Genomic DNA, 25,704 nt, shown 5'->3' with positions numbered 1-25,704 from the left:
TTGAAATGAAGAATTTCGAATCCTTCAAATCATTTTTAGGAAAGAATTTTTAAAAATTTTCCCTTTTTCCCCTGTCTTACCAAGTATTCTTTTCCCTTTTGAATCGGAAGTTTTTCGTCCGTAATCTTGTCTTCGGAAAGATACAAACCGCCCGCTTTGATGAGCCTTCTTCCTTCGGAAACGGATGGAACAAAAGCAAGTTTGCTCAGGACCCAAACGAGCAAGGGTTCGGGTGTTTCGGCAAAGAATTCTTCACCCAAGGTGACTTCTTTGATATCGTCCGGAACCGCTCTGGACTTCGGATTGTGGATTTTTTTCCATTCTTCGATCGCCGTTTCGTTTTCGGACGCGGGAGAAAATTGATCCATAATTAATTTCGCAAGTTCCGTCTTCACTTCTTTCGGGTGAAGTTCCTTCTTTGCCATTCCGTTTTTGCGGTTTTCGATTTCGGGCAAAGGAAGATCGGTCAGAAGCTCGAAGTAATTCCACATCAGATCGTCGCTGATCGACATGAGTTTTCCGAACATATCGATCGGTGCCTCGGTGATCCCCACGTAATTGCCGAGGGATTTGGACATCTTTTTGGTTCCGTCCAATCCCACAAGTAACGGAAGGGTTAGAACACACTGCGCTTCTTTTCCGTATTCTCTTTGTAAATCTCTGCCCACAAGAAGATTGAACTTTTGATCGGTTCCGCCGAGTTCCACGTCGCATTCCATAGCGACCGAATCGTAACCTTGAACGAGAGGATATAAAAATTCGATCATAGAGATCGGTTGTCCGGCTTTGTAACGTTTGCTGAAGTCGTCTCTTTCGAGCATTCTCGCGACGTTGTATTTGGAACTGAGAACGAGAACGTCTTCGAAATTCATTCCGGAACACCAGCTTGAATTGTAGACGATCTTCGTTTTCACCGGATCGAGAACCTTAAAGACCTGGCTTTGGTAGGTTTTGGAATTCTCAAGAACCTCTTCTTTAGAAAGACGTTTTCTGGTTTCGGATTTTCCAGTCGGATCTCCGATCATCGCTGTGAAATCTCCGAGGAGAAAAGAAACCTCGTGACCCAGGTCTTGGAAGTGTTTTAATTTTTTGAGCTGAACAAAATGACCGAGGTGAAGATCGGGTGCGGTTGGATCGAAGCCCGCCTTGATTTTAAGCGTTTTCTTTTTTTGAAGTTTGGATTTTAACTCTTCTTCGCTGATCAGATCAACGGTGCCGCGGCGAATGATTTCGATTTGTTTTTGAATGTCCATGAAAGAAAAATCCGGATCGGATGTGAAACTTAATGCAAATTTGTAGGGGGAAAGAAACCTGTAAAGCAGGAAGAATTCTCAAAATGGAAAAACAGAACCGAGCCGAACAAATTTCTAAACTGCAAAAAGAGACCTTCGATATTCTCGTGATCGGAGGCGGATCTACTGGCGCCGGAGCCGCTTTGGATGCGGCCAAAAGAGGATACAAAGTTGCGCTCATCGAAAAGAAAGATTTTGCTTCGGGCACCTCTTCCCGTTCCACCAAACTCATTCACGGTGGAGTTCGATATTTAGCTCAATTTCATTTTAAACTGATTCACGAAGCATTGACCGAAAGGCAAAGACTTTTGGAAAACGCTCCTCATTTGGTAAAACCTCTCAAGTTCGTTCTTCCCGCGTATCGTTTTTATGAAAGACCTTACTATGGAATCGGTCTTACTTTGTATGATATTCTCGCTTCGAAAGGAAAACTTCCTTCTCACAAAACGGTTTCGAGATCGGAAGCAATCTCCGAATTTAAGGCGATCAAAAAGGACGGTCTTTTTGGTGGAATCACCTACTACGACGCCCAATTCAATGACGCACGTTTGAACGTGTTGATCGCAAGATCCGCGGAAAAAGAAGGAGCGACCGTCGCCAACAGAGTCGAACTCGTTTCTTTCGTTAAGGAGAATGGAAAGTTAAAGGGCGCCAATCTCAAGGATTTAGAAACCGGAAAAACTTTCCCTGTTTACGCGAACGTAATCGCGAACACGACCGGGATCTGGGTCGACCATATTCGTAAACTCGACGATCCAAGGACGTTTAACGTTCTTTCTCCGAGTCAGGGAATTCATCTCGTGTTCTCCAAAGAAAAAGTTCCTTGTGAATCCGCGATGATTATTCCGAAAACCAAGGACGGACGAGTTGTGTTTATCATTCCTTGGGAAGATCATGTGATTCTCGGAACCACCGATACTCCGATTGAGAATCCGGGCGACGAACCTCTTCCGATCGGCAACGAGGTTCAATTCTTGCTCGATACGGGAAATGATTATCTGGAGAATCCGGTTTCCGAAAAAGATATTCTTTCCGTGTTTGTCGGGATCAGGCCTTTGATTTCTCCGGAAGGAAATCAGGATACGAAAAATATTTCCAGAGAAGAAGTCATCCTCGTTTCAAACTCCGGTCTGGTTACGATGGGCGGAGGAAAATGGTCCACGTATAGAAAGATGGCCGAGGACCTTGTAGATAAGCTGATTCAAGTCGGAAATTTGGACGAACAAAATCCATGCTCCACTAAGTTTTACGCGTATCCCGGTGCCGCAGGATATTCGGAAACTTTGTATCAAGAAATCGAAAAAACTTATAAGATCGATACGATCTTTGCAAAACGACTTCAGAATTATTACGGAACGGAAGCATTCGCAATTCTCGGGAAGAAACCGAAACTTTTAGGAAAGGGAATTCCCTACTTCGAGGAAGAGGTTCTATTTGCGGCTAAGGAAGAATTCGCGTTAGGCGTCACCGACGTTCTTGCGAGAAGATTTAGAATCCTCTTTGTGAATTTGGACATGGCCCAGAAGATGGTGGCGCCGGTTGCCGCCCTTCTTTCCAAACAATTGAAGTGGAAGGACAAGACCAAAAAAGCGGAAGAATCCGAAGCGTTGGATTTGATAGCGAGCTTGAGGAAGTCTTATCGTTAAAAACTTTTAAAAGTTCCGACGTTCTTTAGTAAAATCATCGGACCCCACCCATGATTAGGGTGGAGGGGTGCGGAGGTGGGAAATTTTCCGCAAAAATCTTCTCTATCAGAAAATTCTAATCTACGCAAGAAGAATTTTGCGGACTGTATTTGTCGGAACTCCGACAAATCTTAACCGTCGATGTAATCCTTCAACTTCTTAGAACGCGAAGGATGTCTGAGTCTTCGAAGCGCCTTCGCTTCGATCTGACGAATCCTTTCTCTCGTAACCTTGAATTGATATCCGACCTCTTCCAACGTCTGAGGATAACCGTCGTCCAAACCGAAGCGCATACGGATCACCTTTTGTTCACGCGCCGGAAGAGTATGAAGAACCTGACGAATCTGTTCCGCGAGAATGCTTGAAGCCGCCGCGTTTACGGGAGTTTCCACTTCCGTATCCGGAATAAAATCTCCAAGCTCCGAATCTTCCTCGGAACCGACTGGGATTTCGAGAGAAATCGGTTCTCTCGCTACGTTTTTGACCATCTTCACTTTTTGAACCGGCCAACCCAAACGTTCCGCAATCTCTTCGTTGCTCGGATCGCGTCCGAATTCTTGAACGAACAATCTGGTTTCGCGGATTACCTTGTTGACCTGTTCGATCATGTGAACAGGTACTCGGATCGTTCTCGCTTGGTCGGAGATCGCTCTTGTGATCGCCTGACGGATCCACCAAGTCGCGTATGTGGAGAATTTATAACCTTTCTTATATTCGAATTTATCGACGGCCTTGATCAGACCGATGTTTCCTTCTTGGATCAAATCGAAGAAGTGCATTCCTCGGTTCGCATAACGTTTCGCGATGGAAACCACAAGACGAAGGTTCGCTTTGACGAGTTCTTTTTTGGCTTGAGAAATTTCTCGTTCGCCCTTGATGATTTTTTCACCCCAGTCCTTGATCTCTTGAACCGTGGAACCCGCTTCCTGTTCCATACGACGGAGTTTTCTTTCGTTGTTGCGAATGTCCTTGATGACCTCGCGAACTTCGTCGATGTTCACTCCCATCTTTACTTCGATGTCGTCTAACTTCTCGTTCTTTTCGATAAAACGGTTGAACGCTTTGATGTCGCGAACGTCTTGTCCGTATTGAGCCTTGATCTTTAAGAAGTGGCGATCGATTTCCTTGATTCTAAAAACCATGGACTTGATCTTTTGGGAAATCTTTTGGATTTCTTTTTGAGAAACTCCAAGTTCGCGGATCGCGTTGTGGATGATCTCCGTGGAAGCGTCGATCTTCTCTTTGAATTCCTTAAATTTTTTGGAAGTCTCGGAATACTTTCTGATTTTGGAAACCGCTTCCTGAAGAACCTTTTCTTGTTCTTGGATCACGAGAATGTTCTTAAAGAATAATTCTTCGAGTTTATGCGCCTCTTCGGCGTTCAGCGCATACATTTTGTCCACGCGGATCAAATCGTAGACTTTGATCTTTTTGCTACGGATCTTCGGAAGAAGTTTTATGTAGTTCGCGCGGAGAATGGAGGAACTTAAGATCGTTTCTTCGATGATCTTCTCGCCCTTCTCGATTCTTTTGGCGAGAAACACTTCGGTCTCACCGGAAATCAAACTTACCTTTCCGATTTCTCTTAAGTATAGTTTGATCGGATCTTCGGAACCGCTCGCGGATGAAGAGGATTCTTTTTTCTTTCTCGCAGGTTTGGAATCGTCCTTAGGAACGAGAGTGGAAGCGGGCTCCAGAGTGTTTCTGGTATATTCTTCCACGATTTCGATTCCCATCTCGTGAAGAAGGGTAAAGAAATCGTCTATCTTTTCTGAGTTCAGAATTTTATCGGGAAGAATCTCGTTGATATCGTCGTATGAGACTTCTCCGTTTGCCTTTCCCAGAGATATAATCTTCTGAACCTCAGGCATGCTTTGCAGATTTTCCATCATTCCCATTCCCTCTAAATTATGTGGTAGCCGACTGATTCCGGATATGTTCCAGAATCTTTTCTTTTTCTTTACGGTAGAAACTCAGTTCCGTAAAGATCTCGGGCGTAAAAAAACGTTCTCTTCTTTGATCGAGTTCCCGAATTCTATCCTCGATTCTAAACTTCTTTTGTTGTAACAAAAGAATTCGAAAAACCTTATGTAGTTCGCCCGGTTCCGTCTTTTCGGAATCTTCTTCCAAAAGATACGGAGCCAAAGCCTGTTTCAAATCCTCGGGCAGATCCGAGGCTAAAATTTGTACCGGAGAAATTTCGCCTTCTCCCGTATAAATCGTGTATAAATAATCCCAAAGAAAGGAACTCGCGGTATCCATGAATTCCATCGAGGAAATTTCCTCGGAATAGGAAAACAACCCCGTATGTTTCACGAGCATGGAGATGATTTTTCTCTCGCAGTCCAAAGCGGGACCTGTGATCGCCGGAACTTCCTTTAAGTTAGATCTAGTATCGGCATTCGAGGGTCCATTCTTTGCACTTGTTCCGCCTTTAAAATCGCGCAGAACCGCATCCATGCTGATCCCGAGTTTGTTCGCGCCGAGCCCTAAAAAGAATTGTTTGTCCGTTTCCCGGTTCAGGCTCTGGATAAAAGAATATAGATTTTGAAGAGCCTTTCTTTTTTTCTCGGGCAATGCGCGAGAATCGGCGTTTTCAAGCAATTCGTCTACGACAAACTCCGAACCTTGGATTTGGTTCGTAATGATTTCGTTTAGTTCCGGTCTGCTCAGGGATTTGGATAAATCGAAAGGATCTTTTCCCTCCGGAAGAAGTACGATGGAACTTTCCATTCCTTCTTTTAGACAGATTTCGGCGGCTCTGAGAGCGCCTTTCTTCCCGGCGATGTCGCCGTCCAAAACGAAGATCACTTTTTCGGCGAACTTCTTCAAAGTTCGAATGTGATTTTCAGTAATGGCGGTTCCCATGGAAGCGATCACGTTTTCGTAACCCCTTCTTACCAAGCCGATCACGTCCAGATAACCTTCGACGAGCATCGCTTCCCCAGTCTTACGAACGCCTTCTCTGGCTCTAAAAAAATTATAAAAAGTACGGCTCTTATCAAAGATCAAGGATGCTTGGCTGTTGATGTATTTCGCTTCCTTGCCCGGTCCTAAAATTCTTCCCGAAAACGCGATGGTCCTTCCGGATAAATCCAAAACCGGGAACATGATCCGATCCCGAAAGAAATCGTAAGGGCGGTTGTTTCCCGCTTCCTTTTCCCGAAGAAGACCGAGTTGAATCGCTCCCGCGATTTCGTCTTTCGTCTTTAACACCTCTTTGGCGAGTGTTTCAAAACCTTCCGGCGCATAACCGAGACCGAACAATCGAATTTCGGAATCTTCGATTTCCCTGGATTTCAAATAATCCAAGGCGTTTTTTCCGACCGGAGTATGCAACAGATGTTGATAATATTCAGAAACTCTTTGATTGATCTTGTATAAAAAATCCGAAACTTCGGCTTGTTTAGAATTCTTTTCCTCAAGTGGAATTCCGGAATACTCGGAAAGAATTTCCAGAGATCTGGAAAAATCCACTCTCTCGTAATCCATTACAAAACGAATGAGATCTCCGGAGGCTTTACAACCGAAGCAGTAGTAAAATTGTTTCTCTGCGGAAACGTTGAAGGACGGGGATTTCTCCTGATGAAACGGACAGAGTCCTAGGAAATTCTTACCTCTTTTTTTAAGAGGAACAAAACGGGATATATAAGATTCGATGGGAACTTCCCGGTGAACTCGATCAATGAAATCCTTTTTGTTAGACAAAAGAGGTGACCCACTTATGAGATTCAGGAAAGCCTGGATTTAACGATTGCCGAAACCTTAGTACCGTCGATGCTTTTTCCTTTGAATGCGGCCATGACACGACCCATGACCTTTCCCATATCCTTTGCGGTCGGTTGCATTTCCGCAAAGATCTGATCGATCGTTGCGATGATTTCCGACTCGGGAAGTTCGGGTGGAAGATACTCCTTGAGAACAGCGGCCTCACTTTCTTCCTGAGCTAAAAGATCGTTTCTTCCGGCTTTCTGATACATCTCGATCGCATCCAGACGTTTTGCATAAGCCTTCTTGATAACGGAAATGACCTGATCATCCGCGAGTTCTTTCGCTCCGGTTTTGGTCAGTTCGTATTGAATATCGGATTTGAGAAGACGAAGCGTAGAAAGATGAGGTTCTTTCTTTGCTTTCATCGCCTCTTTCAGATCGTCATTGATTTTTATCTGCAGGGACATAGGTTATAAAGATTCAAGTGAGTGGAATCAAAAAGATTCCGATTTTGACAAAGCCTACGATTAGGCTTTGTCTTTTTTAGAGAAAAGGCGTTTTTTCTTTTCTGCTTTTCTTTTTGCGGATTCGATCGCTTTTTTCTTTTTGATACTCGGTTTTTCGAAGTATTCTCTGCGTTTGATTTCGCTCATAATTCCTGCGTTAGCGCAGTCGCGTTTGAAACGTTTCAGAGCAGATTCGATCGACTCTCCGTCTTTTACAATGATTCCTACCATTCTATTCTTAGGTTCCTTCGTTTTAATAAGCCGCTCCGAAAACGAATCATTCGGAGACAAAATTGCATGCAAAATGACCACCGATTTCCGTGAAGAAATAGGTAGACAAGATTTACAATACCAGAAAAAGGGGGTATTATGTCAAGGGTTTTCCGACAAAATCTCAAAAAGGCGTCGGTTTTCCGACGATTTTAACCGTTTACGCCGCAAAGAATTCCGCCTTTTGAATTTCGGAAATCTCAATTTGTGCGACGATCCCGAATTTTCCATTCTTAATCACCACGTCCCCGTTCAGTCTTCTGTTTTTATCCAACTCGATCACGGTTCCGTTTTTTAAATGAAGAATGATATCGATCCCTCTGTAGTCGATGTATCGTTCCAGGGTTTTCTTGAACTTTTCTGCTTGATCCATTCTTTCCTCCGAGGGTTGGCCTCGTGAAAATTTACGGTACAACCGTTCATTCCCTGAAGAACTTTTTAAAAAAGATTCAAATTACGTACATCGGTTCGAATCGGTTTCGCTTAACAAGCGTCATGTACTTTTTGACGTTACGAGAAGTTCTTTCCAAATCGGTTCTATGGTTTCAATCGGAGAACCGAGTTCCATAAACTGGATTTCATAGTCCACGATGAGATGATTCACCTGAAAGACTACTTCGTCGAATCTTGCTTGTACTACTTCCGTTTTACAATCGGGAGATAACGTGAGAATCGATCTAGGACTCAGAACATACAATTTATCATAAGGTCTTAAGTGGGCTTGGATGATCGCTTTGAGTTCTCTCATGATCTCGCCGGATCTTTGTTCACCCAGAAGTTTAAAGTAAGAATACAAATCCTGAAATCGAAAGTGTGTGATCACGATTTCGGTACTTAGGGAGTTCCGAATATCTCGCACGATCTGATCCGAAAATTCTTCGAATAGATCCTCTGAAATTTTGTATTTATGAGTGATCGGTTTGATTACGGATTCCATCGGAAACTCCCTTCTCCTATGAATATCGGATCGGAATCCTTTGAAAATTCGTAAGATTCTTTCCAAGCGTCTCGATTTTAGGCGAAGAATCGTTTTTTTCAAGAGAGCTTTTCGCTTGAATTCGGAGGCACTCGAAAAACTCTGTTGGAATCATTTTCCCAGAGGAATTTATGTCCGTCCATCCTACACAAACATTGAGTCTTTCCCAGTATCTAATCGAGGAACAACTCAAGTTACCCCAGGCAACAGGGGATTTTACGGCTCTTATGAGTCACTTAGTTTACGCCGCAAAAATCGTTTCCAGAGAGGTTCGTAAAGCGGGGCTTTTGGAAAACATTCTCGGTTCGACCGATGTCGTAAACGTCCAAGGCGAAACCCAGATGAAGTTGGACGAGTATGCGGACAAGGTATTCAATCACACTCTGACCCGTTCCGGTCACCTTTGTATTTTAGGAAGCGAAGAACACGAAGAAACCGTTTCCGTTCCGAACGGCTATAAAATCGGTAAATATACGATCGCAATCGATCCTCTCGACGGTTCCTCGAACATCGACGCAAACGTTTCCATCGGAACCATCTTTTCCGTTCATCTCAGAAAAAGTCCGGGGGGAACTCCGGGAACGTTAGGCGATCTTTTACAAGCAGGTTCCGGTCAAAGAGCGGCGGGTTACGTTCTTTACGGGTCTTCCACGATGTTGGTTCTTTGCACGGGCAAAGGAGTTTCCGGTTTTACGCTCGATCCTTCTTGTGGAGAATTCATTCTTTCTCACCCGGATATGCAGATCCCGGAGACCGGCGGAATTTACTCCATCAACGAAGGGAATTACAACTACTGGTCCGATGAGGTGAAGAATTATATCCGTGACATCAAGTCCATCGAGGGCGGAAGAAAACCTCAATCCGGTCGTTACATCGGTTCCTTGGTTGCGGACTTTCATAGAAACCTTTTGAAAGGCGGAATCTTTCTCTATCCGAACGATACGAAATCCACCAAATACCCGAACGGTAAATTAAGACTTCTTTATGAAGCCGCTCCGATGGCGTATATCGCAGAGCAAGCGGGTGGTATGGCGGTTACGGTTTACGGAGAAAGAATTTTGGATCTCACTCCGAAAGAACTCCACGAACGTACGACCCTCGTTACGGGGAGTAAAAAAGAAGTGGAACACTTCTTAAAGTTCGCGCCTAAAAAACCTTAAGTCCTACTTCGGTTCGGGTTCGCAGTGGTTTGAATTTTCGTACGGGTACGATTGTTTGAATTACTGTGAGCTCGGATCAAAGATCGGAATCCTCAGATGGAACCGAGTATATTGTCCAGGTTCACTTTCCAATTTCAAACTTCCACCGTGTTCATTCGCAATTCCTAAACTTACGGAAAGTCCGAGTCCGGTTCCCTTGTCCGCGGCCTTCGTGGTAAAGAAGGTTTTAAAAACCGATTTTTGAATTTCTAAAGGGATTCCCATTCCGAAATCACAAACGGTAAACTGAGCGAATTCTTTTTTTTGATCTTTCACGACGCTTACATCCAGAAGAATTCTTTTTCCATCGTCGTACTCCGGAAACTTTTGATTGAGACTGTCCACTGAGTTGTTGACTAAGTTCACCAAAATCTGAAGGATCTGCCCTTCTCTACATTGAATTGTGTGACCCGGTTCCGCGTTTTTCCAACCGACTTCGATTCGATTCATTTTAAAGATCTGATGTGTGATCGATTCAAGCTTGATGAGAATTTCGGAAACGTCCACGGGATGAAGCGAACCCTTATCGTCCCTGGAAAAACGAAGAAGATTTTTCATGATGGTCGAGATACGAGCGCTTTCATCCCGTATCTTTACGGCCAATTGTTTCGATTTATTCGGATCGATTTCACCCTTTGCGATCATCGCCGCGTATTCCGAAATGGCGAGCAACGGATTGTTGATTTCATGCGCGAGGGTTCCGGCCATCATACCCATGGCCTCCAATTTTTGACTTTGTCTCAGTTGTTCCTCGAGTTCGTATCTTTCCTTTTCCGCCTTGATTCGTAATTCATGATCTTCTAATTCGTGTAAGGCTCTCTGAACCGCAGGAAGAAGTTTTTCGATTCTATCCTTCAACACGTAGTCCGTTGCGCCCATCGTAAGCGTTTGGATCGCCGCGTCCTCTCCGTAGGTTCCGGAAACGAAGATGAACGGAGTGCCCGGGCAGATTTTTTGCGCGACCTTGAGCGCGGAAAATCCGTCGTATTTCGGAAGACTAAAGTCGGATAAGATCAAATGCGGTTTCTGCTCGAGAATCGCTTGTGAAAAACTTTCAGAGTCGCTCGCATGAATCGGGTGATAGTCGATTTTTGCGCGATTCAATTGTCTTTGGATCAGCTCCAAATCGACTAAGGAATCCTCCAAAAAAAGAAATTTCCATCTACTCATTCTCGACTCCGTTTTCTTTTTTAGAATTTTCGGAAAGTTTCGGAAGGGTAAAAGAAAACTTAGATCCTTGATTTAAGGTTCCTTCCGCAAATACTTCTCCGCCGTGTCGTTGTACGATTCTGGCTACGATCGCCAAACCGACCCCAGTGCCTTCGAATTCCTCCTGAGTATGAAGTCTTTGGAATACTTTGAATAAACGATTCGAATACGCCTTGTTGAATCCTACGCCGTTATCTTCCACGGAGTAGGAATTATAACCGTCCACTTGTTTGGCGCTTATCTTAATGAAGGGTTCATCCTTCGTAGAAGAATACTTCGTAGCGTTGGAGATCAAATTCATCCAGACCTGTTTGAGCGCGGCTCCGTCCGCGAGCGCATTCGGTAGCTTCTCAACCTGAAAGGAATATTTTTTTCCGGAATAATTCTGCAGAACGGCCGCGATCACTTCTTTGACCATATTGTTCATGTCCACAACTCGAGTGACGAGATCGATCTTGGATACTCTGTGAAAGTTGAGAAGATCCAAAATCAAACTGTTCATGTAGACTACGTTTTTTTGAACGATATTCAGCAAACGAACCACTTCCGGATCCAAGGACTTTTCGAAATCCTCTAGAATGATATTCAAAAAACCTTCTATACCTCGGATCGGAGCGCGAAGATCGTGCGAAACCGAATAACTAAACGATTCCATGTCCTTGTTCGCGATCTCCAAGGTTTCAACAGATTTTTTTAATGTAGCAAAATTGCGGATTCTTACGATCAATTCTTCCGGAGTAAACGGTTTGATCAGATAGTCTTGCGCACCTTCTTGAAGAAGTTTGACTCTAAAATTCTGATCCGATTTTGCGCTTAAGAATATGATATACGTTCCCGTTAGATCCGGATTCTTCCGAATCTCCCGAACCATCTGATCTCCGCTGAGTACGGGCATCATGATATCCGTAACGATGATATCCGGTTTTTCCTGAATCGCCTTTTCCAAACCCTGTTTCCCATCGGATGCGACCACAAGATTGAACTCGGAGGACAACGTATCGAAGATATACTTTCTCATTTCGGAATTGTCTTCGACGATCAAAACCTTAGGACGATTGTAATAGGATTGGAGTTCTTCGGTTTCGATTCTTCTTTTTTTCAGTTCGAAAATATCGCTCATCAGCGCGGGAGTTAATTCTTCCGTTTCCGCAACCTGTTTGCTCTCTTCGATTTGATACGGAGCATAGATCGGAATCTGAACCTTAAAAAGCGCTCCGCCCAATAAAGAATCGAAAACGCCGATCGAACCCAGATGTAAACTTACGAATTCTTTTGCGATCGCAAGTCCGAGTCCCGTGCCTCCGAAGGATCTGGAATCACCTTCTTCCCCTTGTCTGAATTTTTCGAAAATCTGTTCGCGCAGATGTTCGGGAACTCCGGGTCCGCTATCGGAAACGCAGATGGATGCCAATGCGCCTTCGGTCTTTAAGGAACAGTGAATCGTTCCGGAATCGGGAACAAACTTAAACGCATTCGAGATCAGATTCAAAACGATTCTTTCCACCTTGGAAACGTCTATCTGAGCCGGAAATTTTTCAGGGATATTCAGAACCAAATCGATTTCCCTTTCCTTTGCGACCGAATCGAAATGTGCGGCGATGTATTGAATGACCTTTGCAAGATCCGCGTTGGAATAATCCAAGTCCATTTTCCCCGCTTCCAACTTGGAAAGATCGAGAAGATCGTTTACGTGTTTGAGAAGAGTATAAGAGTTTCTTTCGATCGTCTCCAAAAAGGCTCTCTGGCTTGCGGAAAGTCGTTGATCCTTGAGCATGGTTCGAGTTGGTCCTATGATCAAGGTCAAAGGAGTTCTAAGCTCATGACTGACGTTTGCGAAAAATTTGGATTTGAGTTGATCCATTTCAAAAAGTCTTTCGTAAACTTTCTGAATCTCGTTTTCCCTTTGTGTTAATTCTTCGTTGAGTCGAAGTAAGGTCTTGTTTGATTTTTGAATCTCTTGCGCCCTTTGATAGATTTCCGTTTCCATCGAAGCGGTAAGATTGCGCAGTTCTTCGGTTTCCTTGTTTTGTTCGTTGTCTTTGTTTTTGAGTCGAACAAACTCGGTGACTTCTTCGGCTCTGTGAACGATATAGACCACTTCCCCCTTTGCATTCAACAACGGAGAATTCATCGGGCTCCAATATTTTTCTTCGAAACCACCGCCTTCCGATTCGGGTCGCCTAACGTCGTATTTTTGAACGGCCATCGTGTTCGGAACCTTATCCTTTAGGACAATGTTTAATGAGGCTCTGAGATTGCTGACTCCGTCCGCGCTCGGATCGGAAGGATTATCCGGAAAAACTTCGAAAATTCCTTTTCCAAGGATCTCGCTTCTTTTTGTCTTTGTGGCTTGGAGGTATGCGTCGCTGACGGCGGCGATTCTAAAATCGGGTAGAAGAATTAAATACAGACCGGGTAAGGCCTCGAAGATGAGTTTATATTCTCCTAGTTCTATATCGACGGTTTTTACCATAAATTTCTAATTCCATTGGTTAAACGTATCGGAAGAGCATTCGCTTTGAATTCGAATTACGAGGACATACAATTATCAAAGTTTGAATAGTTTTTCAAATGCTTTTTGTTGAAATTTACAATTAGACTCGATTTATAAAAGTATAACATAAATACCGATAAAGAGACGGGCTTTTTCAAACGTATTTTTCAAATTATTCGAGAATTTCTATTCCTCCGGATTTTTTTTGAAAGAATTTATTGAGTAAACTTCAAAAACCCTTCGGAACCTTCGTTAAAACGGAATTTACGGAGCGGAATGTAGATTCAATTTATTGAATGCGACTAAATCCAAAGACAATTCGTAGTATACTAGGCTAATATACTCGCGTTAGATTCTTCGGTATATGAATACATTATAAAATTGCAGAATTCTAAAGTGCAATCCTAAGAAAAATCGAGAATTTTTCCGAAAAAAGGAGAATGTGGAGATTATCCCGCGTTATTTAGTCAATTTCTTGCAAAGACGTTTCCGAGAGAATTTTTCTTCGTTTTCCTAAGGATTCTTTTAAACTTAAAAAATCGGAAAGAACGAAAATGATCGTAATAAAGGATAGAATCGCTTCTAAAATCACCAGGACTTCGGAACTCGTGCTTTCCGGTACGATTTTGATGATTCCGATGTTCGTAAAAATCATCAGACTAAAGTAAAAGAACTTAAAAGCGAGAAGAAACGGCGTGATTTCGTTCGGAATGCCGGAAAACGATGTCGGATCCACGCGAAACAAACAGTAATAATCAAATCCGAAGGAAACGATGATTACCCCGATATTCACCGCGATAAACACAAGAAATTCGTAATATTGTAGATCCAGAGTGGAAAGCTCCGAGATTTTTCGAAACCCTTTTATGAAAAAGTAGATCGATTTGATTCCCGCTAAACCTACGATCAAGAAATGAATGTCGAGCGCAGTGAACTCGCTTTCATCCAAATACACGATCGTTAAACCGAGTAGAATGACCGCCGCATATTCAACCAAAATTTTAAGTATATTGCGAATCACATATCGATCTATATACATAAATCAGATCGCTACCTTCTTGTAAAAAATCCTTTTGGTGATTTCCGCGACTGTCACATAAAGAACGATGATTCCTACAAGAAGCGCCAAAAATTCGGGAGGAAGAGGAACCAATCCAAACAAACCTGCGATCGGCGTATATGGAATCGTAATCGTAAGCAGGACGATGGAAAGAGTGGTCAAAAACAAAGGTGTTCCCGGCCTACTCGCGAAAAATGCGTTTCTCGTTCGAATCACAAGAACGATCAACGAAGCGGATACGACGGATTCTATAAACCAACCCGTTCTAAACTGATCGTGATTTACGTGTAGAACCCATTGTAAAACACCGAAGGTTAGATAATCGAAAAAGGAACTTACCATTCCGAATACGACCATAAATTTTCGAATCGCTCCGATGTCCCAGCGTTTTGGAGAGGATATCATTTCCGTATCGACTCGGTCGGTTGCGATCGTCATTTCGGGAAAGTCGGTCAAAAAATTAGTGAGTAGAATTTGTTTCGGCAACAGCGGTAAAAACGGAAGAAACAAGGAAACTCCGGCCATACTGAACATGTTTCCAAAGTTCGCGCTGGTAGCCATAAAAACGTACTTTAAAGTATTTGCAAATGTGGTCCGACCTTCTTTTACCCCGTCGACCAAAACCTCTAAATCCTTTTCCAACAGGACAAGATCGGCCGCGTTCTTTGCGACGTCCACTGCCTTCTCCACCGAAATCCCGACATCGGCGGAATGAAGTGCGGATACGTCGTTGATTCCGTCGCCGATATATCCGACCACATTACCGGCCTTTTTCAAAGCGATGATGATTCTTTCCTTACTGTTGGGTTCCACTTCCGCAAAAACGTCGACCTCGCCCACTTTCTGAATCAAGGCCTCGTTGCTCATCTTTTCCAGTTCGGGACCGCAAAGAGTATTCGGATTTTCTAATCCGATTCTGGAACAAAGACTGCTCGCTACAAATCGATTGTCCCCCGTGATCACTTTCAACGAAACTCCCAAATTTTTCAGATTGGATACCGTTAGTTCCACGTTCTTTTTCGGAGGATCAAAAAAGGAAAGAAGTCCTAAGAAAACCAGATTCTCCTCTTCCGATTTTTCGATTTTGGATCTCTCGCCGATTTCTTTGATCGCGATTCCTAAGATTCGATTTCCCAGTTTTCCCAAATCCTCGTATTTCTGAAGAATTTGGTCCTTTACTTTTTCGATTTCTATTTGAGAACCGTCTTCCGTTTTTGCAAAATTACAAATATCTAATACGTTTACGAGGGCGCCCTTCGTGATCATCCTATGCCCGCCCGAATGGGAAACGAGGATGCTCAACCTTTTTCTCAAGAAATCATACGGAATTTCATCCGTTTTGACGAACTCGGCAATGTCGAAGTTCAAATCGGTTCGAATGGATTGGTCGATCGCGTTTACGAATCCGGTTTCAAAGGAAGCGTTTAAGAATGCGTTTAACGCGACTTCCTTGTTTTCGTTTCCGTAAATATCCAGAGCCGATTGAAGTTTTACGATTCCTTCCGTCAGCGTTCCGGTTTTATCGGAACAGATGATGTTCATGTTTCCGAAATTTTCGATCGCCGCAAGTCGTTTGACGATTACCTTTTTCTCGGCCATTTTTTTTGCACCGTGAGAAAGATTGATGCTGATGATCGCGGGAAGAAGTTGCGGGGTCAATCCGACCGCCAATGCCAGAGAGAATAGAAAGGATTCCAGTACGGGTTTGTGAAGAAAAACGTTTACCACAAAAATTGCGATGACCAAAAGAAGAGTTACGTGAAGCAAAAAAAATCCGAACTTACGAACACCGGCCTCGAACTCGGTCTCCATCGGACGCAATTTCAGACGTTCCGAAATTTTTCCGAATTCGGTTTCCTTTCCCGTTTTAACGACGAGCGCCTTTCCTTCTCCGCTCACAACGTGTGTTCCCATCCATAGAGAATTCGTTCTTTTGGATAAGGGAGAATCTTCCGAAACAACTTCCGTAAATTTTTCGGAGGCGAATGTTTCACCCGTAAGAGTCGCCTCGTTCACGAATAAATCCTTGGATTCAAGGAGAATACAATCCGCGGGAATGATATCACCTGCGCTCAGTTTTAGAATGTCGCCCGGCACAACTTCTTCCAATGGAATTTCTTTCAACGCGGAATCTCGAATCACACCGACTCGGATTTGAACCATTGCCAAAAGTTTGCTCACAGCGTTCATGGCTCCTCGTTCCTGCCAGAAGCCGAGTATGCCGCTTACAAAAACGATTCCTAAGATGATGATCGCATCGGTAGAATCGCGTACTACGATGGAAAGTCCGGCCGCAAAAAACAAAAGAAGAATGATCGGGCTTTTAAACTGAGAAAAAAACAAACCGATCGAAGAGGATTGTTTTTTGGAGGAAAGACGATTCTCCCCAAAACGAAAAAGTCGATTCTTAGCCTCAACCTCCGATAACCCGTTCGGTTTTGAATCCAATCGTTCGAGACATTCTTCCCGAGTAAAACTCCAAAAATGATCGGAGGGAGGTTGTTTGACTTTTTCTTTCATTGCAGAGTCGAATCCTTTGAATTCGATTTCGTTTTATTTCTTCCAGGGAACAAGCGCGCGTAACTCGGGGGTTCTCAGATACAAACCGCCCCATATAAAGAATCCTAAATATACGGGAAATAGAATATGGCTGAGCCATGGATTTAGAATTCGAACGTGAGAAGCGACCGCACCGCCCAAATATCCGGTCAATAAGATCGCGCCTAAGACGGAAGTTTTTGGGAACGCGTATAACAGTGTGCAGATGATAAGCGTGGTGCCGAGCCAAGGCATGATACTATTGGGATAAGCGAGTTTTGCCGCGTCTTCCATGGCTTCTTTGGGCATTTGATCGAGGAAAAATTTTCCAACCCCGTCCATGAGTAAGAACGCAATCGCGAGTCCGCTTAAAATTCTTCCGGTCCAGAGTTGACCTTTTGAAACGGTTTGTGATTCCATAAAAATCTCCTTTTGCACGTTTTGTCGCGCTCAAAGGTTAAAAGGACTTTGATCCGATTCAACCATTAAACTTGCGGAAGAATCGGATTCAAACGGCGATCGAAAAAAATTATTTTCTGCGGATCACTTCTTTTTTCAATTCTTCCTTAACCACATCCCTGTTGGAACCAACCTTGTTTTTCAATTCCAAAGAATAATGAATTTGAAACTTGGTGACGACCGGTTTTTCTTCCGAATGTTCCATGGACCAACGTGTTACGTCGTTCTGAACGATTTTAGCAAGATCGTTGATACGGGGAACCCTCGTGTTAAAACGAATCGTTTCAAAAGCCCCGGTATTTCCGTTTAACACAACGATGATGATTCCGTCGTCCACGAAATTGATCTTATTAAAACGAACCAATTCCTCGCTGATCAGTGCATCCCCGCCCTTATCCACTTTTCGTTTGATATACTTGGATCCTCGGAGCTGACGCAATTGATAACCGTCGCTTGTGATATGAACTCGGAAATATTCCATCGGATCCTTGGACGGTTTTAGAAAAGAAGCGGGATCGCCCGTGTTCAAGGAAACTTCCCTTCCTTCCTCGTCCAAAACAACCTCGTTGTCTCCGGCCGGATTCGGAACCGACTCGTGTTTTACGCTTTCTCCTTCGGGAGTTTTTGTGGTCGTGGAACAGGACGTAACGAATAAACTCAGAGCCACCGCGAAAAAAAGGATCGCGTTCTTAAGATTGGATTTTGATTTGATAAACGACATTGATTTTTGATTCTCCGAAACTGATTTCTTGGTAAAAACTTTAACTCGAACGGGAACCCGCCCGTATTATTTTTCTTTTAGCATATCATAACATTTGAATGAAGATCGTGGCCAATCCCAAAAAGCAGAAAAACCCGAACACGTCCGTAAACGTAGTCACAAAAATCGAGGACGCGATCGCGGGATCGATTCCCAAAACCCTCAACAACAACGGGATCGAGGTTCCGATCACAGCGGCGATTATGAGATTCGCTTGTAAGGCCATAAACATAACCATGGAAAGGACGAAATTCCCTGTAAAAAGATAGACTATGATTCCCGCCGTTACGCCTACCATAAGGCCGTTTAATAAACCGACAAGACCTTCCTTTCGAATCGCGGATTTCCAGTTTTCCGGAGTAAGATCTCCGGTCGCCAGGTTTCTTACGATGAGAGTGATCGATTGAGTTCCCGCGTTTCCTCCCATCCCGGCTACGATCGGCATCAAAGAAGCGAGTAACACGTATTTTTCAATCGTCGCTCCGAAGAACGAAACCACGGAAGCCGCAAGGGAAGCCGTTCCCAAGTTGATCAAAAGCCAGACCATTCTTCTTCTTGCGGAAGTAAGAACGGAGGAAGATAACTTCTCCTCTTCCGAAACCCCTCCCAAACGGAGAATGTCCTCGGATGCCTCTTCGTGAACGATATCCAAAATGTCGTCCACGGTGATTCTTCCCAAAATTCTTCCGAGATCATCCACGACCGCCGCGGAAACCAAATCGTATTTTCGGAAGATCTTCGCGACTTCTTCCTGATCGGTATCGTAGTGAATGGATGTGAACCCGGTTTTCATCAGACGATGAACCTTCGTGTTGAGCGGAGCCAGAAATAAATTCTTTAGCTTCACATAGCCCTTGAGTATATTGTCTTCGTCCGTAAGATATAAATGATAGATGTCGTCCGTTTCTTTTGCGATCTTTCTGAGTTTGATGATCGCCTTTCTCACCGTGTCTGTTTCTACGGCGGAAGCGAAGACCGTGTTCATCAAACGACCGGCGGTGTATTCACGGAAGGTAAGTTGTTTTCTGACCTGGGAAGAATCTTCCTCGTCGATCGAGTTGAGGATTTCTTCCGCCTTCTCTCTTGGAAATTCGGAAATGAGATTGGAGAGTTCGTCCGTTTCCAAGTTCTCCAAGATCGGAGAAATTTCTTTCATCTGAAAACGGGAAATTAAATCCGCTTGGAACTCTTCGTCGAACTCGACTAAGATCGAACTCTGCAGTTCGGAATCGCATCGTCTGAAGACGTAGAAGGCTTCGTCCTCTTCGAGTTTTTCCAGAACCTCGGCGATGTCCGCGGGGTGATTGAGTTTGAGAAAACGATCTAAAAAAGCGTTCTCACCCGCTTTGATTTTTTCGGAGAAGAATTCGATCCATTCCAAAGAAGAAGGATTCGCTTTTTCCGAAAGTAGGCCTTGGCTGACTCCTTTTTCTTCCATAAAATTCTCCCCAAGAAATGGTTCCAGAGAACAGGATTGAAAACTTGACAGACCGATCAATGAATTTCCAGACGAGGCATAAAAAAGGAGTTTTTCATTTGACCCGGTCGTACACTGCTCAATCGTAGAAAGAAGGTGCAACCAAGATGAAACCGTTTCTGAAATCCTATCTATTTATTTCCCTTTCTCTGATTCTTTCCGTAAACTCCGTTTCCGCCGATGCGTTTTATTATCCTTGGGAATACAACAAGGTGTATAACGAGAAGATCGCCTTGGAAATCGAATTGGATTCTTTAAGAACCCGATACAGAAACGAAACCGAAAATTCCAAAAAGGAACGTTTGGAATTCGATTCCAAGATCCGTTCTTTGGAGGAATTACTCGCAAGAGAAAAAGAATTCAGAGCCAAGGACAACGATCTCTCCGAGGAAAAACTCAAAGCACTGGAGAATCAAATCGCCGTTCTCAAAGCGAAAAGTTCCAATAAGGAAAAGGAACTGATCGAAGAAAACGAAAGACAGGCCCGTAAGTTTCGTGAACTTCTCGAAAACTTAAAAGAAGAACTGGAACGAGAAAGAGCGGCTTGTCAGAAAAAGACGGAAGCGCTTCAAAAAGAATACGAGAAAAAGATCGCGGACTTGGAGGCGAGAGTTCTTTCCTTAAACGACGAAATTTCCAAACTGAAAAATCTTTCCGACAATCAGAAAAAGGAACTCGATCGTCTCGCGGATCAAGCGAACGAACTCGAAAGTAAACTCACGGACGAAATCAAAAAGGGTCAGATCCGTTTGAAACGTTTTCACAATCGTCTTGTCATCAACATCGACGATAAGATTTCATTTGATTCGGGTTCGGCCGATCTGAAAAAACAAATTCTTCCCGCGTTGGATAAAATCAAAGAAATCCTCGGAAACTATCCGGGCAATCTCATCATCATCGAAGGACATACGGATAACATTCCGATTCGTACCAAAAAATTCTCGGACAACTGGCAACTTTCCGGCGAACGCGCGTTATCAGTTCTTCATTACTTTTTGGAAAGTAAGAATTTGGATCCGAGAAACTTCTCTCTCGCCGGTTACGGAGAATTTCAACCGATCGTTTCCAACGATACGCCCGAAAACAGAGCGCTCAACCGAAGAGTGGACATCGTAGTCGTTCCGCGTTGATGGACGATTTTTTTCAACTCCATCACGTAGAAAGAAGTCAGGAGAAAGGTCTTAAAAGATCGATTCTTCTGGCGATTCTCGTTTCGCTTTGTATCTTCTTTGTAGAACTTTTCGGAGGAATTCAAAGCGGAAGTATCGCTCTTCTTGCGGACGCGGGGCATATCATCACCGACGCGATCGCTTTGTCCTTATCGTTTATCGCGGTTGTTTTGGCTTCGAGAAAACCGAATCACAGATTTTCATTCGGTTATTACCGGATTGAAATCCTCACGTCCCTTTTGAATTCGATTCTAATATTCGGGATTTCGTTTTATATCTTTTACGAAGCCATCGAAAGATTTCAAAACCAAAAAGAAATCTTAAGTTTTCAAATGGTTTTTTACAGTTCCCTCGGAATTCTTTTGAATCTTCTCAGCGCTTGGATTTTATTTCGGTTTAGTAGCGAGAATATCAACATCAAATCCGCGTATGTTCATGTTTTGAGCGACCTTCTTTCCACTGCGGGTGTGTTGATCGGTTCGATTCTAATTTATTTTACGAATTGGAACTGGATCGATCCGTTGATTTCCGTTTTGATTTCGGTTTTGATCCTTCGTTCCGCTTGGGGAATTTTCAAGGAAAGTCTTTTCGTTCTTTTGGAATCCTCTCCGCAAACATTCGAAATCCCTCATATTCTCGAACATATCCGAAAGATCGACGGAATTCAAGGGATCTTGGATTATCATTTCTGGGCGATTACGAGAGGGGTTCACGCCTGCACGTTGCGTGTTGCAGTGAACGATCTCAAGAACGGCGACAAGATCGTCTTTCAGTGCAATCGGATTTTAAAATCGGAATTCGGAATCGATTTCGTTACGGTTCAATGCGAACTGTCGGATTTGACTCGGAAAATTTCGGAATTGCCCGTTTTGGATTCGCACGGAACCCACGATCATCACGGGCACGGACATCATCACCATCACTGAAAAATTTTCGTTTCGTTTCGTTTCGTTTCGGATCAGCGATCAGCGATCAGCGCAAAGATCGAATCTTTCTTAGAATATTCTTTTGATAGATTGGGGTTTTGCCGGGATGAATCGAATAAAACAAACCGATATCCGGAAATAGATTCGATAATTCCACTCCGCTCACCAAATCCGTAAGCCAAGAATAAATCAAATCTAGGGCGGTTTCGTAACCGTAGGGATGATTTTCGTCGATTCTAAAATCTGGATCGGTGTCCTTTCTTCGCGAAAGTTCCAGTATTTTAGAATATAATAATTGCTGAATGTCTAATATGTTTCCGACGATTCTCGAGTCCATGGAGTCCTTTTTCTCGCGCAAAAGGGTTTTTAGAATGAGCTCCACGTAACCGCAAAAAAGAGCGGAGGCCGACAACATTTCGGAAAGATGGATTTCGGGAGCCCAACCGTGATAATTCAAAAAGATCAGATTCTTCGACGGAAGAGAAATGGATTCGCCTTTTAACCTGCAATGAGTGGCTTCTTTTGCGTAGTCCAGATCGAAAATTTCTATCTCCAATCCTGGAACGTTTCGATCCAAATAGATCACGTCGAATGTCTCTTGCGGAGACTTTGCCACGACTAAAAATCCGTTACAATTCGCTCCGTTCGTCAAAAAGGATTTGGAAAGATCCAGGATGATACGATCGTTTTCGATTTTGTAACTCGTGCGGATGTTCGAGATTCTTCCCTTCCAACCGGATTCGCTGACGCCCATCGAAACGATATTTTTTCCGGAAGCGACTTCGGCCAAGAGTTGGGAACCGATTTCAATCGCTTCTTTTTTATTCGGAATCGGATTGTTTTCTCTTTCGTTTACGAAACCTTCGGAAACGAATTTTAAAATTTTTCCCGCGACGTTCGTCTGAGCCATAATCGCGATTCCGAGTCCGATTCCTCTCGGATAGGAACCGAGTTGATAGATTTTTTTATGAAACTCTTCGAACGAGCCTCCGGCGATGGCTTGAAAGTAACCCTCTTCCACCAAATACGGAAGTGCGTTTTTAAATACGCTTCTGAATTCTTCCTTGGGAACGGAAGTTAAGAATTCCTTCAGACTCATAATACCTCGACCAACTTTTTCTTATCGGAAGCAAAGACTTTCTTAAGATATTGACCCGTATAGGAATTTTTTATTTTTGAAACGTCTTTCGGAGTTCCTTCCGCGATGACAAGACCGCCTCCGTCTCCGCCTTCGGGTCCCATGTCCACGATCCAGTCCGCTTGTTTGATTACGTCCAAGTTGTGTTCGATCACGATCATGGAATTTCCACGATCGACAAGAGTGTGAAGAACCTCGGAAAGGTGTCTAACGTCTTCGAAGTGAAGCCCGGTCGTAGGTTCGTCCAGGATATACAACGTTTTTCCGGTGGGGCGTTTGGAAAGTTCCGTGGCGAGTTTGATTCTTTGCGCTTCTCCGCCCGAGAATGTGGTCGCCGGTTGACCGAGTCGTATATAACCGAGACCGACTTCCAAAAGAGTTTCGAGTTTTCGTTTTACGATCGGGATGTTTTCGAAAAAGTCGTTCGCGTCTTCTACGGTCATTTCGAGGACGTCGAATATATTCTTCCCTTTATAACGAACTTCTAATGTTTCTTGGTTGTATCGTTTTCCTTTGCAGACCTCGCAGGTCACGTAAACGTCCGGTAAAAAGTGCATTTCTATCTTGAGAATACCGTCGCCTTCGCAGGTTTCGCATCTTCCGCCGCTTACGTTAAAGCTGAATCTACCAGGACCGTAACCCCGCAACTTTGCTTCTTCCAGATTTGCGAACATTTCCCGAATCGGAGTAAACAGTCCGGTATAAGTTGCTGGGTTGGAACGAGGAGTTCTTCCGATCGGCGATTGATCGATGTTGATGATCTTATCTATGTTTTCAAAACCTTTGATCGTCTTGTGTTTACCAGCCAAGGTTTTCATCTTCATAACCTTGTGAGCCGCGGCGTTGTAAAGAATGTCGTTGATCAAGGTAGATTTACCGGAACCGGAAACCCCCGTAATGACGACTAACTTTCCAAGCGGAAGGTTTACGTCTATGTTCTTGAGATTGTTTTCCTTCGCTCCGACGATCTGGAGCTGATTTCCGTTTCCATCCCTGAGTTTCGCAGGAATCGGAACGCTCAATCTTCCCGAAAGATATTTTCCGGTCAGAGAATTTTTATGATTGGCTACTTCGGTCGGAGTTCCGGCACAAACAACCGAACCTCCGTGAACTCCAGCTCCCGGTCCCATGTCGATCAACCAATCCGATTCTTCCATGGTTTCGTGATCGTGTTCTACGACTAACACGGTATTGCCGAGATCTCTCAGATTTTTAAGAGTGGAAATCAGCTTAGTATTGTCTCTCTGATGCAAACCGATGGAAGGTTCGTCGAGAATGTAAAGAACTCCCATCAGTCTAGATCCGATCTGAGTCGCGAGACGGATTCTTTGCGCTTCTCCACCCGATAAGGAACCCGCGCTTCTTTCCATGGTGAGATAACCGACTCCGACATCGTTTAAAAAGGAAAGTCTCTGATGAATTTCCTTTAGAATCGGTTTTGCGATGACTTCTTCGGATCCGGTGACTTTAAGATTTTGTACAAAGTTCAAAGCCTTTTCAATGGAATACGAAGTGAATTCGTCCACGGGAACGTTATGCACCTTTACGGAAAGACTTTCCCGTTTTAGACGTTTGCCCTTACAAGAAGGACACGGATGATTCGTCATATACGATTCGAACCACTGACGCATGGAATCCGATTTGGTTTCCTTATATCTTCTCTGAAGATTCGGAATTACGCCCTCGTATTCTTTCGTGAATTCGTAATGAGAGTTCGCACCTCTAAAATCGTATTCGATTTTTATTTTCTTATCTCCGTAAAGAACCGTTTGTCTCGTTTTTTCGGGGAGATCCTTCCAAGGTGTGTTCATCTTGAACTTTAATGAATCGGATAAGGACTTCAGAGTCGCCATAAACCAAAAGCCGTTGCTCTTGGAACCCGCCCAGGCCTCGATACAACCGTCGACCAAAGAAAGTTCCGGATCGTTCACCAAAAGATCTTCGTCGAACTCCAACAAACTTCCGAGACCGTCGCAGGTCTCGCAGGCTCCATAAGGAGAATTGAATGAGAACATTCTCGGTGAAAGTACGGTAAATCCGATATCGTGTCCGTTCGGACAGGCCATCTTCTGAGAAAGAATGTGATCCTTGGAACCGTCGTCCAAAATCACGAGTCCTTCGGATTGTTTGAGAGCGGTTTCCACGGAATCGGCGAGTCTGCTTCGGATTCCATCCTTCATCACGATTCGATCGACGACGATCTCGATGGAGGTTTTAAAATTTTTCTTGAGTACGATTTCCTCGTCGAGGGTACGGATTTCACCGTTGATTCTCACCCGATTGAAACCGTCTTTGCGGATCTTTTCGAGAACGTCTTTGTGTTCCCCTTTTTTTCCCGCGATTACGGGAGCGAGAATTTGAAGTTTGGTTCCTTGCGGAAACGCAAGAACCCGCGCGGTGATCTGATCGATGGACATGGATTGAATCGGAGTTCCACATTCGGGACAATGCGGTTTTCCGACACGCGCGTATAAAAGTCTGAGATAGTCGTAGATTTCGGTAACTGTTCCGACGGTGGATCTCGGGTTTCTATGAGTCGTTTTTTGTTCGATGGAAATCGCGGGAGAAAGACCCTCGATCAGATCCAAATCGGGTTTTTCCATCTGACCCAGGAATTGTCTGGCGTATGCGGATAAACTTTCCACATACCTTCTTTGACCTTCCGCGTAGATCGTATCAAAAGCGAGTGAAGATTTGCCGGAACCCGATAAACCAGTAATGACAACGAGTTTGTCCCTCGGAATATCCACGTTGATATTCTTAAGGTTATGCTCTCTCGCTCCTCGAATCCGAATTTCCTGCAATGAAATACCCTCTCACTTTTTAGGATTTATG

At 43.9% G+C, this 25,704-nt stretch carries 20 protein-coding genes; 4 read left to right on the top strand and 16 right to left on the bottom strand.

Features of this window, described 5'->3' with window-relative positions; translation table 11 throughout:
- Window positions 1-35: 35 nt before the first annotated feature.
- The gene (gene tyrS / locus CH367_RS17285; protein WP_100763738.1) at window positions 36-1,253 is read right to left on the bottom strand and encodes a tyrosine--tRNA ligase; all 1,218 of its coding nucleotides are present in this window, start codon (window positions 1,251-1,253) and stop codon (window positions 36-38) included.
- Window positions 1,254-1,285: 32 nt separating this feature from the next.
- Between tyrS and CH367_RS17280 the strand changes: the two genes are divergently transcribed.
- Entirely contained in the window at window positions 1,286-2,938 is a 1,653-nt protein-coding gene (locus CH367_RS17280; RefSeq protein ID WP_100763737.1) for a glycerol-3-phosphate dehydrogenase/oxidase, read from the top strand.
- 170 nt (window positions 2,939-3,108) lie between these two features.
- Here CH367_RS17280 and rpoD read toward each other — a convergent pair whose 3' ends face one another.
- The 6 genes from rpoD to CH367_RS17250 form a co-directional block, all read right to left on the bottom strand.
- Window positions 3,109-4,866, bottom strand: a complete 1,758-nt coding sequence (gene rpoD, locus CH367_RS17275) for an RNA polymerase sigma factor RpoD (protein WP_100763847.1) — start codon at window positions 4,864-4,866, stop codon at window positions 3,109-3,111.
- 19 nt (window positions 4,867-4,885) lie between these two features.
- Window positions 4,886-6,685, bottom strand: a complete 1,800-nt coding sequence (gene dnaG / locus CH367_RS17270) for a DNA primase (protein WP_100763736.1) — start codon at window positions 6,683-6,685, stop codon at window positions 4,886-4,888.
- 23 nt (window positions 6,686-6,708) lie between these two features.
- Window positions 6,709-7,155: a GatB/YqeY domain-containing protein gene (locus CH367_RS17265; RefSeq protein WP_100763735.1), complete on the bottom strand. Its 447-nt coding sequence runs from the start codon at window positions 7,153-7,155 to the stop codon at window positions 6,709-6,711.
- A gap of 60 nt (window positions 7,156-7,215) precedes the next feature.
- Complete coding sequence (gene rpsU, locus CH367_RS17260; RefSeq protein WP_000232823.1) at window positions 7,216-7,425, bottom strand: 30S ribosomal protein S21; 210 nt, start codon at window positions 7,423-7,425, stop codon at window positions 7,216-7,218.
- Between the two features lie 199 nt (window positions 7,426-7,624).
- On the bottom strand, window positions 7,625-7,837 hold the full coding sequence (locus tag CH367_RS17255) for a hypothetical protein (protein ID WP_010574823.1): 213 nt from the start codon (window positions 7,835-7,837) through the stop codon (window positions 7,625-7,627).
- A gap of 120 nt (window positions 7,838-7,957) precedes the next feature.
- Complete coding sequence (locus tag CH367_RS17250) at window positions 7,958-8,401, bottom strand: hypothetical protein (RefSeq protein WP_100763846.1); 444 nt, start codon at window positions 8,399-8,401, stop codon at window positions 7,958-7,960.
- A 170-nt stretch (window positions 8,402-8,571) separates the two neighbouring features.
- On the opposite strand from CH367_RS17250, the gene fbp reads away from it, so the two are divergent.
- Complete coding sequence (gene fbp / locus CH367_RS17245) at window positions 8,572-9,600, top strand: class 1 fructose-bisphosphatase (protein ID WP_100763734.1); 1,029 nt, start codon at window positions 8,572-8,574, stop codon at window positions 9,598-9,600.
- A gap of 60 nt (window positions 9,601-9,660) precedes the next feature.
- Here fbp and lvrB read toward each other — a convergent pair whose 3' ends face one another.
- The 7 genes from lvrB to mgtE form a co-directional block, all read right to left on the bottom strand.
- Complete coding sequence (gene lvrB, locus CH367_RS17240; RefSeq protein ID WP_100763733.1) at window positions 9,661-10,809, bottom strand: hybrid histidine kinase/response regulator LvrB; 1,149 nt, start codon at window positions 10,807-10,809, stop codon at window positions 9,661-9,663.
- Window positions 10,802-13,321, bottom strand: a complete 2,520-nt coding sequence (lvrA, locus tag CH367_RS17235; RefSeq protein WP_100763732.1) for a hybrid histidine kinase/response regulator LvrA — start codon at window positions 13,319-13,321, stop codon at window positions 10,802-10,804. Before lvrA ends, lvrB begins: the two co-directional genes overlap by 8 nt.
- Window positions 13,322-13,805: 484 nt before the next feature.
- The gene (locus tag CH367_RS17230) at window positions 13,806-14,381 is read right to left on the bottom strand and encodes an ion transporter (RefSeq protein WP_100763731.1); all 576 of its coding nucleotides are present in this window, start codon (window positions 14,379-14,381) and stop codon (window positions 13,806-13,808) included.
- A 3-nt stretch (window positions 14,382-14,384) separates the two neighbouring features.
- Window positions 14,385-16,922: a magnesium-translocating P-type ATPase gene (gene mgtA, locus CH367_RS17225; protein WP_100763730.1), complete on the bottom strand. Its 2,538-nt coding sequence runs from the start codon at window positions 16,920-16,922 to the stop codon at window positions 14,385-14,387.
- Between the two features lie 33 nt (window positions 16,923-16,955).
- Entirely contained in the window at window positions 16,956-17,360 is a 405-nt protein-coding gene (locus tag CH367_RS17220) for a DoxX family protein (RefSeq protein ID WP_100763845.1), read from the bottom strand.
- A 109-nt stretch (window positions 17,361-17,469) separates the two neighbouring features.
- The gene (locus CH367_RS17215; protein ID WP_100763729.1) at window positions 17,470-18,120 is read right to left on the bottom strand and encodes an LA_2219 family laminin/E-cadherin/plasminogen-binding protein; all 651 of its coding nucleotides are present in this window, start codon (window positions 18,118-18,120) and stop codon (window positions 17,470-17,472) included.
- Between the two features lie 85 nt (window positions 18,121-18,205).
- The gene (gene mgtE, locus CH367_RS17210; protein ID WP_100763728.1) at window positions 18,206-19,597 is read right to left on the bottom strand and encodes a magnesium transporter; all 1,392 of its coding nucleotides are present in this window, start codon (window positions 19,595-19,597) and stop codon (window positions 18,206-18,208) included.
- Between the two features lie 146 nt (window positions 19,598-19,743).
- On the opposite strand from mgtE, the gene CH367_RS17200 reads away from it, so the two are divergent.
- Together CH367_RS17200 and CH367_RS17195 are read left to right on the top strand one after the other, a co-directional pair.
- Window positions 19,744-20,766 (top strand): OmpA family protein, encoded by a 1,023-nt coding sequence (locus tag CH367_RS17200; protein ID WP_100763727.1) that lies wholly within the window; start codon window positions 19,744-19,746, stop codon window positions 20,764-20,766.
- Entirely contained in the window at window positions 20,766-21,731 is a 966-nt protein-coding gene (locus tag CH367_RS17195) for a cation diffusion facilitator family transporter (RefSeq protein WP_100763726.1), read from the top strand. Before CH367_RS17200 ends, CH367_RS17195 begins: the two co-directional genes overlap by 1 nt.
- 46 nt (window positions 21,732-21,777) lie before the next feature.
- Here the strand turns inward: CH367_RS17195 and CH367_RS17190 are convergent, their stop codons facing one another.
- Window positions 21,778-22,830: an acyl-CoA dehydrogenase family protein gene (locus CH367_RS17190; RefSeq protein ID WP_100763725.1), complete on the bottom strand. Its 1,053-nt coding sequence runs from the start codon at window positions 22,828-22,830 to the stop codon at window positions 21,778-21,780.
- Entirely contained in the window at window positions 22,827-25,673 is a 2,847-nt protein-coding gene (uvrA, locus tag CH367_RS17185) for an excinuclease ABC subunit UvrA (protein WP_100763724.1), read from the bottom strand. The genes CH367_RS17190 and uvrA overlap by 4 nt, the downstream gene beginning before the upstream one ends.
- Window positions 25,674-25,704 lie beyond the last annotated feature (31 nt).

The organism is Leptospira barantonii, assembly GCF_002811925.1.
GTDB classification, from domain to species: domain Bacteria; phylum Spirochaetota; class Leptospiria; order Leptospirales; family Leptospiraceae; genus Leptospira; species Leptospira barantonii.
This window is presented reverse-complemented; position numbering and strand designations above follow the sequence as displayed.

Coding starts and splice junctions, on each gene's coding strand:
- CH367_RS17200 (WP_100763727.1), top strand. CDS start 19,744: ATGAAACCGTTTCTGAAATCCTATCTATTTATTTCCCTTTCTCTGATT.
- CH367_RS17265 (WP_100763735.1), bottom strand. CDS start 7,155: ATGTCCCTGCAGATAAAAATCAATGACGATCTGAAAGAGGCGATGAAA.
- CH367_RS17250 (WP_100763846.1), bottom strand. CDS start 8,401: ATGGAATCCGTAATCAAACCGATCACTCATAAATACAAAATTTCAGAG.
- mgtE (WP_100763728.1), bottom strand. CDS start 19,597: ATGGAAGAAAAAGGAGTCAGCCAAGGCCTACTTTCGGAAAAAGCGAAT.
- CH367_RS17220 (WP_100763845.1), bottom strand. CDS start 17,360: ATGGAATCACAAACCGTTTCAAAAGGTCAACTCTGGACCGGAAGAATT.
- fbp (WP_100763734.1), top strand. CDS start 8,572: ATGTCCGTCCATCCTACACAAACATTGAGTCTTTCCCAGTATCTAATC.
- CH367_RS17230 (WP_100763731.1), bottom strand. CDS start 14,381: ATGTATATAGATCGATATGTGATTCGCAATATACTTAAAATTTTGGTT.
- CH367_RS17215 (WP_100763729.1), bottom strand. CDS start 18,120: ATGTCGTTTATCAAATCAAAATCCAATCTTAAGAACGCGATCCTTTTT.
- CH367_RS17280 (WP_100763737.1), top strand. CDS start 1,286: ATGCAAATTTGTAGGGGGAAAGAAACCTGTAAAGCAGGAAGAATTCTC.
- tyrS (WP_100763738.1), bottom strand. CDS start 1,253: ATGGACATTCAAAAACAAATCGAAATCATTCGCCGCGGCACCGTTGAT.
- CH367_RS17255 (WP_010574823.1), bottom strand. CDS start 7,837: ATGGATCAAGCAGAAAAGTTCAAGAAAACCCTGGAACGATACATCGAC.
- mgtA (WP_100763730.1), bottom strand. CDS start 16,922: ATGAAAGAAAAAGTCAAACAACCTCCCTCCGATCATTTTTGGAGTTTT.
- CH367_RS17190 (WP_100763725.1), bottom strand. CDS start 22,830: ATGAGTCTGAAGGAATTCTTAACTTCCGTTCCCAAGGAAGAATTCAGA.
- lvrB (WP_100763733.1), bottom strand. CDS start 10,809: ATGAGTAGATGGAAATTTCTTTTTTTGGAGGATTCCTTAGTCGATTTG.
- rpoD (WP_100763847.1), bottom strand. CDS start 4,866: ATGGAAAATCTGCAAAGCATGCCTGAGGTTCAGAAGATTATATCTCTG.
- CH367_RS17195 (WP_100763726.1), top strand. CDS start 20,766: ATGGACGATTTTTTTCAACTCCATCACGTAGAAAGAAGTCAGGAGAAA.
- lvrA (WP_100763732.1), bottom strand. CDS start 13,321: ATGGTAAAAACCGTCGATATAGAACTAGGAGAATATAAACTCATCTTC.
- rpsU (WP_000232823.1), bottom strand. CDS start 7,425: ATGGTAGGAATCATTGTAAAAGACGGAGAGTCGATCGAATCTGCTCTG.